The sequence below is a fragment of the Rhizobium sp. RU20A genome (assembly GCF_900155885.1).
In the GTDB taxonomy this organism is placed as follows: domain Bacteria; phylum Pseudomonadota; class Alphaproteobacteria; order Rhizobiales; family Rhizobiaceae; genus RU20A.
This window is the reverse complement of record NZ_FTMB01000001.1, coordinates 90,550-103,851: the sequence shown is the minus strand read 5'-3', so window position 1 is coordinate 103,851 and position 13,302 is coordinate 90,550. Positions and strand designations below refer to the sequence as shown.

At 63.1% G+C, this 13,302-nt stretch carries 16 protein-coding genes; 11 read left to right on the top strand and 5 right to left on the bottom strand.

Annotated features, from left to right (window positions below; translation table 11 throughout):
• Positions 1-114 precede the first annotated feature (114 nt).
• Positions 115-684: a hypothetical protein gene (locus tag F3H41_RS00510; protein ID WP_149736643.1), complete on the top strand. Its 570-nt coding sequence runs from the start codon at positions 115-117 to the stop codon at positions 682-684.
• A 160-nt stretch (positions 685-844) separates the two neighbouring features.
• On the opposite strand, the gene F3H41_RS00505 is transcribed toward F3H41_RS00510, so the two are convergent.
• Complete coding sequence (locus F3H41_RS00505) at positions 845-1,300, bottom strand: acyl-CoA thioesterase (RefSeq protein WP_149738147.1); 456 nt, start codon at positions 1,298-1,300, stop codon at positions 845-847.
• 299 nt (positions 1,301-1,599) lie between these two features.
• On the opposite strand from F3H41_RS00505, the gene pgsA reads away from it, so the two are divergent.
• The 3 genes from pgsA to F3H41_RS00490 are packed head-to-tail and all read left to right on the top strand — an operon-like array spanning position 1,600 to position 2,960.
• Complete coding sequence (gene pgsA / locus F3H41_RS00500; RefSeq protein WP_149736642.1) at positions 1,600-2,220, top strand: CDP-diacylglycerol--glycerol-3-phosphate 3-phosphatidyltransferase; 621 nt, start codon at positions 1,600-1,602, stop codon at positions 2,218-2,220.
• A gap of 1 nt (position 2,221) precedes the next feature.
• Positions 2,222-2,476, top strand: a complete 255-nt coding sequence (gene moaD / locus F3H41_RS00495; RefSeq protein WP_149736641.1) for a molybdopterin converting factor subunit 1 — start codon at positions 2,222-2,224, stop codon at positions 2,474-2,476.
• 4 nt (positions 2,477-2,480) lie between these two features.
• On the top strand, positions 2,481-2,960 hold the full coding sequence (locus tag F3H41_RS00490; RefSeq protein WP_149736640.1) for a molybdenum cofactor biosynthesis protein MoaE: 480 nt from the start codon (positions 2,481-2,483) through the stop codon (positions 2,958-2,960).
• A gap of 91 nt (positions 2,961-3,051) precedes the next feature.
• Here the strand turns inward: F3H41_RS00490 and ndk are convergent, their stop codons facing one another.
• Both ndk and F3H41_RS00480 read right to left on the bottom strand, forming a co-directional pair.
• Positions 3,052-3,474 carry a nucleoside-diphosphate kinase gene (ndk, locus tag F3H41_RS00485; protein WP_149736639.1) on the bottom strand — a complete coding sequence of 141 codons (423 nt, stop codon included), beginning with the start codon at positions 3,472-3,474 and terminating at the stop codon, positions 3,052-3,054.
• A 127-nt stretch (positions 3,475-3,601) separates the two neighbouring features.
• Entirely contained in the window at positions 3,602-4,291 is a 690-nt protein-coding gene (locus tag F3H41_RS00480) for a glutathione S-transferase family protein (protein ID WP_149736638.1), read from the bottom strand.
• A gap of 145 nt (positions 4,292-4,436) precedes the next feature.
• On the opposite strand from F3H41_RS00480, the gene F3H41_RS00475 reads away from it, so the two are divergent.
• From F3H41_RS00475 to F3H41_RS00455, 5 genes are all read left to right on the top strand, one after another.
• Positions 4,437-4,958 (top strand): DinB family protein, encoded by a 522-nt coding sequence (locus tag F3H41_RS00475; RefSeq protein ID WP_149736637.1) that lies wholly within the window; start codon positions 4,437-4,439, stop codon positions 4,956-4,958.
• Between the two features lie 190 nt (positions 4,959-5,148).
• Positions 5,149-5,358, top strand: a complete 210-nt coding sequence (locus F3H41_RS00470) for a hypothetical protein (protein WP_149736636.1) — start codon at positions 5,149-5,151, stop codon at positions 5,356-5,358.
• A 27-nt stretch (positions 5,359-5,385) separates the two neighbouring features.
• Positions 5,386-5,982 (top strand): Fic family protein, encoded by a 597-nt coding sequence (locus F3H41_RS00465; RefSeq protein WP_149736635.1) that lies wholly within the window; start codon positions 5,386-5,388, stop codon positions 5,980-5,982.
• 65 nt (positions 5,983-6,047) lie between these two features.
• A complete protein-coding gene (locus tag F3H41_RS00460; RefSeq protein WP_149736634.1) occupies positions 6,048-7,937 on the top strand; it encodes an ABC-F family ATP-binding cassette domain-containing protein in 1,890 nt (629 codons plus the stop codon).
• Between the two features lie 117 nt (positions 7,938-8,054).
• Complete coding sequence (locus F3H41_RS00455; protein ID WP_149736633.1) at positions 8,055-8,630, top strand: hypothetical protein; 576 nt, start codon at positions 8,055-8,057, stop codon at positions 8,628-8,630.
• Here the strand turns inward: F3H41_RS00455 and F3H41_RS00450 are convergent, their stop codons facing one another.
• Positions 8,631-9,473, bottom strand: a complete 843-nt coding sequence (locus tag F3H41_RS00450) for a GNAT family N-acetyltransferase (protein WP_149736632.1) — start codon at positions 9,471-9,473, stop codon at positions 8,631-8,633.
• Between the two features lie 148 nt (positions 9,474-9,621).
• Here F3H41_RS00450 and F3H41_RS00445 point away from each other — a divergent pair, with 148 nt between their 5' ends.
• Both F3H41_RS00445 and F3H41_RS00440 read left to right on the top strand, forming a co-directional pair.
• Positions 9,622-10,548, top strand: a complete 927-nt coding sequence (locus tag F3H41_RS00445; RefSeq protein ID WP_149736631.1) for a Gfo/Idh/MocA family oxidoreductase — start codon at positions 9,622-9,624, stop codon at positions 10,546-10,548.
• A 678-nt stretch (positions 10,549-11,226) separates the two neighbouring features.
• The gene (locus F3H41_RS00440; RefSeq protein ID WP_149736630.1) at positions 11,227-12,774 is read left to right on the top strand and encodes a hypothetical protein; all 1,548 of its coding nucleotides are present in this window, start codon (positions 11,227-11,229) and stop codon (positions 12,772-12,774) included.
• Between the two features lie 78 nt (positions 12,775-12,852).
• On the opposite strand, the gene F3H41_RS00435 is transcribed toward F3H41_RS00440, so the two are convergent.
• Entirely contained in the window at positions 12,853-13,302 is a 450-nt protein-coding gene (locus tag F3H41_RS00435) for a DNA polymerase III subunit chi (protein WP_149736629.1), read from the bottom strand.

Below are 13,302 nucleotides of genomic sequence, written 5' to 3'. Positions count from 1 at the left end.
ACGAACGGGCCACACCGATCGCTTCGGCTGTTACGCCGGACATAGCCGCACGTGATCTTTGGGTGTGCACTATCGATGAATATCCAATTTTCATCGCGGTGGAGACCCATGATCATGAGACGGATACTCACCGACTTTAACATCGAAGCACTGCTGCGTGGTCAGTCCCTCGGCGCGGAGCTGACACCGAGCCGGCCCGATCATGGCCGGCGCATTGAAATCTTCTCCACAAGAAGCGGAGCGCGTGTCGTGTCAGGCGAATCGCAGCTGGCCGATCCGCCGAGGTTCAGCGTTGTCTGTCGGGAGGCTCATAAGGCGATCGTGGCCGCTGGCCAGGACAGTCGCTTTGATTGTGCCGACTTCGACGTCGCCTATGTGGCCACCATGGATGCAGTCGAAGCCGCGCTCCGCGAGATGGCGGACGAAATCATCGACCTTGTGCCCATGAAGCCGCACCGGATCCTGCTTCGTGAAGAATCTGGGCAGTGGCGGATCGAACAAGACGGCCTGCACATTGCATCACAAGGAAGCGAGGGAGGGGCCCGGTCCTTTGCCTATGCAGCCGCTCAATTCGAATATGAAGTCAACGGGATCGTGTCCCATGTCGTTGTCATGCGGGAGGGCATCGCTTACCGCCAAGACTGGGTGCCGGACCATGACTTTCTGGAAATCGTGAAGGACTGATACAGGGGACGGACAAGGCAGACCGCGCCGATTGGGCGCTCAGATCTGCGCACAGTTCCGGATCCCATCGTGATCCACCGACGTTTCAGCATCTGGGCATCGTGTGCCCCGCAGTCGGAACAAAGCGAGAGGATGGCGCGCGGAAGCAGGCGTATCCGCCTTACCCCTCCTTGGTCGCCTCGTGGAAACGCTGCTCGAATTCGCGGCGCAGCTTGCGGCGGGCTTCGGAGGCGCGCAGGCGCCGTTCCGCCGCTTCGGTTTTCGGCACGTAGGGCGGCACTTCCGCCGGCTTGCCTTCGTCATCCACGGCGACCATGGTGAAATAGCAGGAATTGGTATGGCGGCGCGCGCCGCTGCGGATGTTTTCGGCCTCCACGCGGATCCCGACTTCCATGGAAGTGCGGCCGGCATAATTGATGGCGGCGCGGAAGGTGACGAGTTCGCCGACATGGATCGGCTGGCGGAACACGACCTGATCGACCGAAAGCGTCACGGCGTAGCGCTGCGAGAAGCGCGAGGCGCAGGAAAACGCGACACGATCAAGCAGGTTGAGGAGCGCGCCGCCATGGACCTTGCCGGAGAAGTTGGCCATGTCGGGCGTCATGAGAACGACCATTTCCAGCGTGGTCGTATCGTGGGCCGGTATCACGCCCGTCGCCACCGTTGCATCCGTGCGGGCCTCAGTCTCGTTCACCGCATTCCCCTGCTCAAGCCGATCACAATGTGCGGAGACAAGCACGGGCGACGTGCCTTGTCGATCATCGAAAAGCGCAACAAGTCCAATTCCATGCCGCGTCCCGGGTTCATCGCCCGTTCACGACAATTCTGTCATAATTCTCTTCAACACTGCCCGCCAACGGTTGACGCGCGGCGCGGAACGTCCTTCCCTGCGCCCGGACCATTTTTGCCTCTCACATGAACCGAGTCCCGATGTCCACGCCCAAAGCCTACAACATTCCGAACCTGCTCACCTATGCGCGCATTCTGGCGGTCCCGCTGATCGTGCTGTGCTTTTTCATCGAGGGGCGCCTGCAGTCGTCGGACTTCGCGCGTTGGACGGCCTTCTGGCTCTTCGCGGTCGCATCCGTCACCGACTATCTCGATGGCTATCTCGCTCGCATCTGGAACCAGACATCGAACATCGGCCGCATGCTGGATCCGATCGCCGACAAGCTGCTGGTTGCTTCCGTGCTGCTCTTGATGGCGGCCGACCGGACGATCGCCGGCTGGACCATCTGGGCGGCGATCATCATCCTGTGCCGCGAAATCCTGGTGTCGGGCCTGCGTGAGTATCTCGCCGCGCTGAAGGTCAGCGTGCCCGTGACACGCATTGCCAAGTGGAAGACGGCCGTGCAGATGGTTGCCATCGGCCTGCTGCTCGTCGGGCCGGCCATCGACAACATCCCGCCGGAATCGCCGGAGATCGGCATTGCCACCGGCACCGGCCTCGCGCTCCTTTGGGCGGCGGCGCTGATCACCATGTATACCGGCTACGACTATTTCCGGGCCGGCATCAAACACATCGTGGATGAATAGAATGACGAGGCTCGTCTATTTCGCCTGGGTGCGCGAGAAGATCGGCAAGGGCGAGGAAGAGATCGACCTGCCGCCGAACGTGGTGACCGGTGGCGACCTGATCGCCCACCTCAAGACGCTCGGCGAGGACTATGCCGAGGCGCTGGCCCATGAAAAAGTGATCCGCATCGCCATCAACCAGGAGCATGTCGAGCACGACGAACCCATTGCCGGCGCACGCGAAATTGCATTGTTTCCGCCGATGACGGGCGGTTGAGGCGATGGCGGCGACATCCGGCGCGGCAAGGGTGCGCGTGCAGCGTGACGCGATCGATGTCGCGGCGGAAAGCGCGCTCCTCACCGACGGGCGGCGCGATATCGGGGCGCTGGTGACCTTCACAGGCCTTTGCCGTGACGAGGCCGGACGCCTCTCCGCGCTGGAACTGGAACACTATCCCGGCATGGCAGAGCGGGCGATCGGCGCCATCGCCGCCGATGCCGTCACTCGCTTCTCCCTGCTGGGCCTCACGGTCATCCACCGTTACGGGTCGATGCAGCCCGGCGAGACGATCGTGCTCGTTGCGGCTGCTGCGAGCCACCGGCAGGCGGCCTTCGACGCCGCGAGTTTCGTGATGGATTTTCTGAAGACCGACGCGCCTTTCTGGAAGAAGGAGCATCTTTCGGCCGGCGGCACCGGCGGCTGGGTGGATGCACGCGAGGCCGACGATGCCGCCCGGGCGCGCTGGCGCAGGGACGACTGAGACCACCCGACGGCAACATCCTCCCTGAGAACGAAAAAGGCCCGGCCGCCTCGTGGCGCCGGGCCTTTTCCCATGTCAGTTCGCTGACGGATCAGCCGACGATTTCGGTGCCGGAGAACCAGTAGGCGATTTCTTCGGCAGCGGTTTCCGGGGCGTCGGAGCCGTGAACCGAGTTTTCGCCGATCGAAAGCGCATGCGTCTTGCGGATGGTGCCTTCTTCGGCATTGGCCGGGTTGGTGGCGCCCATGATTTCGCGGTTCTTCAGGATGGCGTTTTCGCCTTCCAGAACCTGTACGACGGTCGGGCCCGAGGTCATGCCTTCGACGAGTTCGCCGAAGAAGGGGCGATCCTTGTGAACGGCGTAGAAGCCTTCAGCCTGGCGCTTGCTCATCCAGACGCGCTTGGAAGCGACGACGCGCAGGCCGGCATCTTCGAGCATCTTGGTGATGGCGCCCGTCAGGTTGCGCTTGGTGGCATCCGGCTTGATCATCGAGAAGGTGCGTTCAATCGCCATGGTCCCAAATCCCTTTTGTTTTGAAACGTTGCCCGCAAGTGCTTTGCGGATGTGGGCGCCTCCTTAGCGGCCTCCTTGGCGCAAAACAAGGGGGCGCCGGCGTTTGGGCAGCCGCGCGCATGAAGTTTCATGCAGCCGTCACGCTGCGTCCCAGCGCGCCATGGAGGTCGAGGCAGCGGTCGAACCAGAGCGCGACGGGGTCGTCGGCGCCGAGGATTTCGGTTTTCGACGTGGTGCGGGCCCATTGCAAGGCGCCGAAGACGATGTAGTCGGCAAAGAGCGGGGTTTCGCCGCCGATGAAGGGCTGGTGGCGGAGCGTGTGGCGGAGCGGTTCGAGGCGGGTGCGCAGGTCGGCAATGGCGGCGGGGGCGCCGGCGGCAGCCTCTTCCAGCGTGCGGCCGAGGCGCTTTTCGCGGCTTTCACGGAAATAGGCCTGGTCGATGGGCGCCAGCATGGCATGGATGTCGAGAATGAGGATGGGCGTCAGCAGCGGATGGATCTGCGTCTGCGACCAGCCTTCTACGAGGCGTGCCGTGGCAAGGCCGCCGGGGCCGCCGAAGAGGCTCGGGCGATCGGGATAGGTCTCTTCCAGATAACGGGCGATGGCGAAGCTGTCGGAGACGAGCGTCTCGCCATCCTTCAGCAGGGGTACGGTCTTCGTCGCACCGGCCTCGATCCCGGGAATATCGGTGAAGCCGACGGCGACCGTCTGGGCGGAAAGACCCTTGTGGGCCAGCGCCATCGCGACCTTCCAGACATGCGGCGAGAAAGGACGGGCGGGATCGGCGCCGCAGAGGGCATAGAGGGTGAGGCTCATGGTCGGTTCCTGCGTTTGGGGATCGGCCTGCATTCACACATGGCTGACGGGATGTGATCCAATCAAAACATTTCATCGGTCGCATCACCCCGGTGGATGGTGCAACGCGCTAGGATCGCCTTTTCATTCCGCAGGACGAAGAGCCATGATCGACCATTTCCGCATGTTTGCCGACTATAACCGCTGGGCCAATGACCGACTTTACACCGCGGCCGCAACGCTCAGCGAGGCCGAACTCAATGAGAGCCGGGGCGCCTTTTTCGGCTCTCTGATGGCGACGCTGAACCATCTGGTGGTTGCCGACGGGATCTGGATGAAGCGCTTTACCGGGCAAGGCGAGACCGCAAACCAACTCGCCGCCATCCTGCATCCGGACCTTGCCAGCCTGACGGCTGCCCGCAAGGCCATCGATGCGCGCATCATTCAATGGCTGGAAGGGCTTGAGCCGGCGGCACTGGACCAGCCCGTCACCTATTCCGCCATCACCAACCCCACCCCGATCACCCATGCGCTGGCACCGGGCCTTTCCCATATGTTCAATCACCAGACCCACCATCGCGGCCAGTGCCACATGACACTGACCGCGCTCGGCAAGGAAAGCCTGGTGCTGGATCTGATATATTTTCTCCGGTCGGAGGGGAAAGAGTGGCTGGCGCCGGGCATATGAGGCAATTGCGGACATCCCCCATGAAGCCCTGAAGGGTCCATCACGCAATTGCGAATCCCGGCGTGAGCTGTATCATTGCCATTAGCGATGCAGCGTCCACGTCTTTGATTGGAAGACTGTAACATGGCGGCTTGTGGTGGCAGACCAGTCAGCGTCACCCAAGATTATGAAACACCGACAGGAGACGGACATGGTCCAACGGAAACCGGGCATCACCTCTGCACCATACCGCCCGGCTCTTGAGGCTCTGCTCGAACGCGCCCGGACAACCGGCGTCAGCGATGAGCAGTTGCAGGAGCAGCGCGTCAGCTTCGCCTACGGCAATGCACCGGATGGCTCGCGGATCACCAAGGACTCGGTGCGGGTCGCGGCGAAAAGTCCGCGTCTTCGTAAAGCCTGATTTCAGGCGGATCGGGAGGGCTCCGGGATGCTCGTGACGGAACGGCAGTTCGCCGACCTCTATGACACGATTCTGGAGAAGAACCTTCTGCGGCAGTATGATCTGCTCACCAGCTTCATTGAGATTGGCCTGCTACAGGGACCGCAGGCGATCGACAAGTATATGCTGTGGGCGTTGAACCACACGGCGGTGGCGGGGATTTGCCAATTCGGCGGCCGTTTCCGAGAGGAGCCGATTTATGTCGGCAACCACTTGCCTCCGCATTTCCACGACGTGCCCGATCTGATGGATCGGTTCATCTCGTTCCTGCACGAAAACTGGCACAATCTTTCAGCGACCGAACTTGCAGGCTATGCGCTCTGGCGCCTGAACTGGATCCACCCCTTCATCGAAGGCAACGGGCGGACGGCACGTGCCGTCTGCTACTATTTGCTCTGTACGCGCTCGGGCACGTTGCTGCCGGGCCGCAAGATCGTGCCGGAACGTATCCGGGAGAATCGCGGCCCCTATTATCACGCGCTGCAGCAGACCGATCGCGCTTGGCACGAGGGCAATCTCGACCTCCAGCCGATGGAAACCTACCTTGCCGACCTGTTGCAGGCGCAGCTCGAAGACGAGGACTGACATCCGCAACCGCAAGCCGCCTCCCCGCTTGCGCTCCCCCGCGCCTGCCTCTTATACACGCCGGCATGATCGCGATTTCCGGCCTCACGGCCCGCATTGCCGGGCGACTGCTGATTGAGAATGCTTCCGTAACCTTGCCTTCCGGCACGAAGGCGGGGCTTGTGGGGCGCAATGGCGCGGGCAAGTCCACGCTCTTCAAGATCATCACGGGCGACATGACGCCGGAGGCGGGCACCGTGTCGCTGCCGCGGCAGGCGCGCATCGGCCAGGTGGCGCAGGAAGCGCCCGGCACCGAGGATGCGCTGATCGAGATCGTGCTTGCCGCGGACAAGGAGCGCGCGGCGCTCTTGAAAGAGGCGGAGACGGCCAGCGACCCCAACCGCATCGCGGAGATCCAGACCCGGCTTGCCGATATCGGCGCCCATGCGGCGGAATCGCGGGCGGCCAGCATTCTCGCCGGCCTCGGCTTCGACCATGCGGCGCAGCTTCGCCCCGCCTCGTCCTTTTCCGGCGGCTGGCGGATGCGCGTGGCGCTGGCGGCCGTGCTCTTCTCCGAGCCGGACCTGCTGCTGCTAGACGAGCCCACCAACTACCTCGACCTTGAGGGCACGCTGTGGCTGGAGGATTACATCCGCCGCTATCCGCACACGGTCATCATCATCAGCCACGACCGGGATCTGCTGAACACTGCCGTCAATTCCATCGTGCATCTCGACCAGAAGAAGCTGACCTTCTATCGCGGCCCCTATGACCAGTTCGAGCGGCAGAAGGCGGAGGCCGACGAACTGCAGATGAAGGCGAAGGCCAAGAACGATGCGGCGCGTAAGCACCTGCAGAGCTTCATCGACCGCTTCCGCGCCAAGGCCACCAAGGCCCGGCAGGCCCAGAGCCGCATCAAGGCGCTGGAGCGCATGGGCACGGTGGCGGCCGTCATCGAGGATCACGTACAGGGTTTCTCCTTCCCCGAGCCCGAGAAGCAGCCGGCCTCGCCGATCGTCGCGATTTCCTCCGCCGCCGTCGGCTACCAGCCGGGCGCGCCGATCCTCAAGCGGCTGAACCTGCGCATCGACAATGACGACCGCATCGCGTTGATCGGCTCGAACGGCAACGGCAAGTCCACCTTCGCCAAGTTCATCTCCGGCAAGCTGGCCGCCGAGAGCGGCGAGGTGAAGACGGCGCCGGGGCTGAAGATCGGCTTCTTCGCCCAGCATCAGATGGATGACCTCATCCCCGCCCAGAGTGCCGTGGAGCATGTGCGCCGGCTGATGCCCGGCGAAGTGGAGGCGAAGGTGCGCGCCCGCGTGGCGCAGATGGGCCTTGCGACCGAGAAGATGGATACGCCCGCAAAGGATCTCTCGGGCGGCGAGAAGGCGCGGCTCCTGATGGGGCTTGCGGCCTTCGATGCGCCGAACCTGCTGATCCTCGACGAGCCGACCAACCACCTCGACATCGACAGCCGCCGGGCGCTCATCGCGGCGCTCAACGACTATCCGGGCGCCGTCATCCTGATCTCCCACGACCGCCACCTGATCGAGGCGACGGTCGACCGTCTCTGGCTCGTCAAGGATGGCACGGTGACGGCCTTCGAGGGCGACCTCGAGGACTATCGCGGCCTGATCGTCAGCGGACCGAAGGCCAAGGACGACAAGGCGCGGCCGACGCTGGCCGATGACGGGCTGTCCAAGGCCGACCAGCGCAAGGCCAGCGCCGACCGGCGTGCGGCCCTTGCTCCCTTGCGCAAGAAGATCAATGAAATCGAGTCCCTGACGGCGAAACTCGAGAAACTGATTCAGGCGCTTGATGTGGAGCTTGCGGATCCCGCGCTCTACGAAAAGACCCCGGCAAAAGCCGCCGCCAAGGCGAAGAGCCGCGCAGACGCCGCCGCGCAGCTTGCCGAGGCGGAGGAAAAGTGGCTGGAGCTTTCGGCGGAATATGAAGAGGGAATGGCGGGGTAAAGGCCTGACGCTCCCCTCCGCGCTCCCTCTTCTCATACCCTCTGTCGTCGTCATCCCGCCCCAAACTGGCGGCGTGCGGCGATTGACGTTCCTGCCGCACCACATCAGACTTGCGGTATGGACGCCAATGAGACCGGGTCTGAGCCCGTAGCACCATCCACCATCGACGCCACGCTCTGGGCTTTCCTGCGCGGCGACATGGCTGTCCGGGATTTCGAGCTCCGGGTCTATTCCGATGATGGGCTGGAGACCGTGTTTGGTGCCGCGCTTTACCTGGCGCTCATCTCCGCCGACTGGCGCGATCGCCATGTGGTGGCCGAACTGCGCTTGCTGCTGGAGGCCTTTGCGCGCCCCAGGCTCGCCTGCGAGTGCATCACGCTTCGCGATGTCGACGTCGTTCCGATGGGCTTCACAGATCGCGCCGACCGGTTCTTTGCGACCGTCGGTCCGCGGCACTGGCATGACGGGGAAGAATGGTGGCTGTTTGCGGCGCGCTGCAGCATGTGCGGGCAGCACTGGCTGGGGGCGCAGGACGAGCAGACCTATGATGCCTATGCGTTGCGGCGGCTGAGCCCCTCGCAGGGGAAGCGGATAACGGCAGACGGGGTCTGGCCTGACGAATTCCGCACCTATGAGCGCGTGCTGGCGGTTGCCGGCGGATTCGCCGCGACGGCGGTGCCGCTCGCGGAGTGATCAGCCCAATTCGAAGCTGGTGATCCCATAGATGCGGTCGAGCGGCAGGTCCGGGTCGATGCCGCGATACATGCGGGCGGTTTCGAAGACGGACTTGAGATTGTAGCGGCTGGCGAGTGCCTTGGCGGCGGCGTTGGGCTCGGGCACGTCGAGAAAGACGGGGCCGCCATCGGTGAGGCTGACAAGGCGGCGGAAGAGAAGGTCGGCGCCGGTTTCCGTGTCGGAGAAGAGCGGGCCGATCTTGTATCCCTCGCGGCAGCGGCGCACCGTGCCGTAGCCGGTGATCTTGCCGGCGCGCAGCAGGGCAACGCTCTGGCGCCCGCCGCTGTCCTTCAGCCATTCGGTCAGGAACGTCTCGCGGCGGGCAGGATTGAGAGCGCGGTCGTAGTCGACGATCATCGGCACATGCAGGCGCTGGACATCGGCGAGATCGGCGCTGGTGGCGGCCGGCACGGTCGGGGTGCCGCCGTAGCGGATGTTGGTATGCGCCAAAGCGAAGCCGGAGGTGCGGTAGTTCTCCTGCTGCGCAACGACGCCGTCGAGTCCGATGGTGCGGCTTCCGGCACCGGCGATCACATCCTGCCAGAGCGCATAGCCGATGCCCTGCCCGCGAAATTCCGGCGCGGCGATATAGAGGCCGAGGAAGGCATAGGATTCGCCATACCGCACCAGCGCGATGCCGGCGGCAAGCGCGCCGTCGACGTCCGCAACGCGAAAACCGCCGGGGTCGGCGCGGTGGAAGGCCTCGGCATCGCCAATGCCGGGGTTCCAGCCTTCGGCGGCGGCCCAGTCGATGAGCGTGGCAACCTCGGTGGCCGTGGCGGTGCGAATGATAGGCGGCATGGGATCTCCTTAGCGCGCGGAAAAGGAATAGCGCTCAAGAGCGGTTTGTCCACCGCCGCAGCATGGCGAAATCGCGCGCCGCTGCTTGCCGACGCCTTGCGATCTGCTACAACAGCAAAAAAGTCATACTATTCGGGACGGAGATACCATGAGCCCCATCCGCATTGCCATCGTCGGCGTCGGCAAGATCGTTCGCGACCAGCATCTGCCGGCCCTTGCGGCCAATAGCGACTATGCGCTGACGGCGGCGGCGAGCCGCAACGGGGTCGTGGATGGCATCCCGAATTTCAAGTCGATCGAGGAGATGCTCTCGGCGGTGCCCGAGATCGAGGCCGTGTCGCTGTGCATGCCGCCGCAGTTTCGCTACGAGGCGGCTGTGACCGCGCTGAAGGCCGGCAAGCATGTGTTTCTCGAAAAGCCGCCGGGCGCGACGCTGAGCGAGGTGGAAGACCTTGCGGCGCTCGCGGCTTCGAAGGGCCTGTCGCTGCTGGCCAGCTGGCATTCGCGCTATGCGCCGGCCGTGGAAGCCGCCAAGGCCTTTCTTGCCGGCACGACGCTCGAGAGCGTGCAGGTGATCTGGAAGGAAGATGTGCGCCACTGGCACCCGAACCAGGCCTGGATCTGGGAGGCCGGCGGCCTTGGCGTCTTCGATCCCGGCATCAATGCGCTGTCGATCGTCACCCATATCCTGCCGCGCCCGGTTTTCGTCACCGCCGCGACGCTCGAATTCCCGGATAATCGCGACGCGCCGATCGCGGCTTCGATCATCTTCAGCGACAGCGAGAAGCTCGCGCTCTCCGCCGAATTCGACTGGCGCCAAACGGGCAAGCAGAGCTGGGACATTGTGGCGAAGACGGCGGCCGGCACGATGGTTCTCTCCGAGGGCGGCGCGAAGCTGTCAATCGACGGCGCGCTTGTTCACGAGGAGCCGGAGCGGGAATATCCCGCACTCTACGCCCGCTTCGCGGAGATCGTGAAGAGTGGCCGTTCGGACGTCGATCTCGCGCCGCTCAGGCATGTGGCGGACGCCTTCATGCTGGGCAAGCGCAAGGTGGTCGAGGCGTTCTACGACTGAAGGAACGGGATTTTCGGACAGATTTTTCCGAATCCTTGCTCCGAGCAAGCTTTCAAAACCCGCGCGGCGATGCCGCCGGGTTTTGTTGTTTTGGGGGACTGTCGGACGCCGCTCCACGCCGCCGATGGCGAAAGGGATTGTTGAAGGAACGCCGTCCAGCGCCCCGTTCAGCGGTCTTTATCCGCAAGCCTGACGGGCTCGGGCGTGATGACCCCAGCTTGACCCGTGACCCGGTGCCTCGTCCGGTTCCGGCGAAGCGGCTCGGGCTTGCACCCGTTCTATGGATCCTGACCGGAGGGGCCGCAGCTACCCGGCTTCGATCGGCTCGGACCTCCCTCGCGGCACGCCTGCCGGTATACCGAACGTGAAGACGACGTCAGCATGGAGTGGGGTTAGCGGGAGGAATTGGCAACAGGCCATCAATCGGCCACAGACTCTTTCTAATTTTTTGTCTTCTAATGCGCATGGAAGATATCATGCAAAAAATTACACGGCGAACCTTTCTTCTGACCTCAAGCCTCGCAGTGGCATCTGTTTTAAATCCAAGAAATACTCCGACGCGCCCTCTCCGCATTTTACCCGTGGGCTATTTCTACGTCGCCGACACCACCGTTTCACCCCCAGTTTTCGAGGTGGATGAAAACGGCGACTTCGTTGTCGCAAGGATGGAAGTCTAACATGACCGTTCCTGTCATTGATACGAAGACGCAATTCAAAAGAAATTTCACGTCTGCCGGCAGCGATATCGGCGACCTTATTCATGGAATAGATCTCCCGCTCGACCGAATCCTGGTCGCTCCCGGCATTTACGTCGACCTGACGGGCGAAGCGGACAGCACCGCAGCCATGTACGACTATATCAAATATTGCGACTCTCGGGCCTATGACCTTGTCCTGCCACGCGGCGCCATCATCGGATTGGCCGGGACACTGAAAATTCCGGACGGCATAGGCATCGTTCCGCGAGGCTGTACTTTAAAGGCACTCGACGGCTTTAACGGCGGCGTGCCCGGTGGCGTCCTGCAACTTGGCTCCGGCGATCAAAATGATCGCTACCACAGCGCGACCGGCCTGCGAGGGCTAAAGATCGACTGTAACGAACAAGCGGACGCGATCGGCATCGACGGGCAGCGGGTGTATGCGACACCCATCGATGGGCATATCTGGAAAGCTCGCAACGCCGGCGCCCGTTTCCTCGCAGGCTATCAAGTGAACGGCAATCTCGAAATCTGGGGATCGTGCCCGCATTCGCGCATGGGCGGGACCACACGCGTGGCACCGGGCGCCGTCGGCTTCCGCTCCGACTGCACGGACAGCTGGTTCCACGTCAATGTGCAGCACTACCATAACGGGATCGAGAACCGGGGCGGCAACAATATTTTCCACAAGTGCCACGTCTGGTCGTCCTATTACCGGGACGATAATCCGGCTTATTTCCCGTTTATTCTAGGCGGAAGCTACACGCGCTACATCGCCTGTGTTGCGGACGGCATGATGACGCGCGACAATCGAAGCGAAGCCTCGCCGGATAATGGAGGGATCGCCTTCTTCATGCCGGAGGAGCGGCACGCTGTCAGCAACTCCCTCAACAATTGCTCCGTGGTCATTCCCGATGATGGCGACATCCTGCCGGAACCGAATACGCTTCTTCTATGCTACTTCACCAAGGACGGGTTCAGCGTCACCGAAATGCAGGTGCAGGAAAAACTCAAGGGATGTATTCCCCTGGGCGCCGGGCTTAAAACAGACAAAGGCAATACCCATGCCTGGAGGTCGTTTGCCTCCATCGGCGGCGGGGATCTGCGCAAATACATGCGCCAGCCCGTCTACATACCCAACTCTTATCTGTCACACGCCCTAACGCTCGAAATTGGCGGAAGCAGCGAAGGTATCGTCCAGGAGGCCTCAGGATCGTTCCAGAACATGGGGGCGGCGACGGCTATTCGCCTGTCCTTCATCCTGTCCTCCAAGGGCACTGCGTCCGGGCCCGTCTCGCTTTCGGGCCTGCCGTCGATGGCCCGGGGCCGCCACACACAGTATCTTAGCGTGACGATCAGGCAGGCGCGGCAACCCTCGCCCATCTTCGTGGGCAAGGTGACGGGCGACCTCGATACGATCCGCATAGAAGATCAAGCCTCCGGACAGCCTCTGATGAGCGATATGCTCACGGATAGCTCGGAAATCTATGTCGAGGGCAATCTCTTCGTCACGGAAATGGACGTGTGATCGTTCCTGCAATGCGGCCACAGACCGGGCTCGCGCATCGCGGCCGGCAGCCTTGCGCGCCGGCCCGCCCCCGGCTCCTCACCCCTTCTTCGCCCAGCGCCCGTCCCGGTCCTGCTGCCAGTAAGTGAGTTGGTGTCCCTCGGCCTTCAGGCGCTTCCATTCGGTGCGGGCGTGTTCGACCTGCTCGGTCTGGAAGCCATCGAAGAGGAAGACCGCGCGCTGGTAGGTATCGAGCGCTGGCGTCACCATGCCATCAACCAGGAAGCGCACCGTGGCGGCATTGGCGTTTTCCGGGCCGATGGTGATGAGCACGGGCTGCTCGTCGGCATGCGGCGCCGCATCCGTGCCATGCGGCAGGAAGCTGTCGTCGCGGAACGACCAGAGGTGATCATCCAGCCGGTCGCGCCGCGCCTCGTCCGGCACCTGCACCACCACGCGCCAGTCCCGCTCCAGGCACTTTTCCAGGAGTGGCGGCAGGGCATCCTCCAGCTTGGATTCGGTCAGGTGGTAGAAGAGGACTTCAGTCAC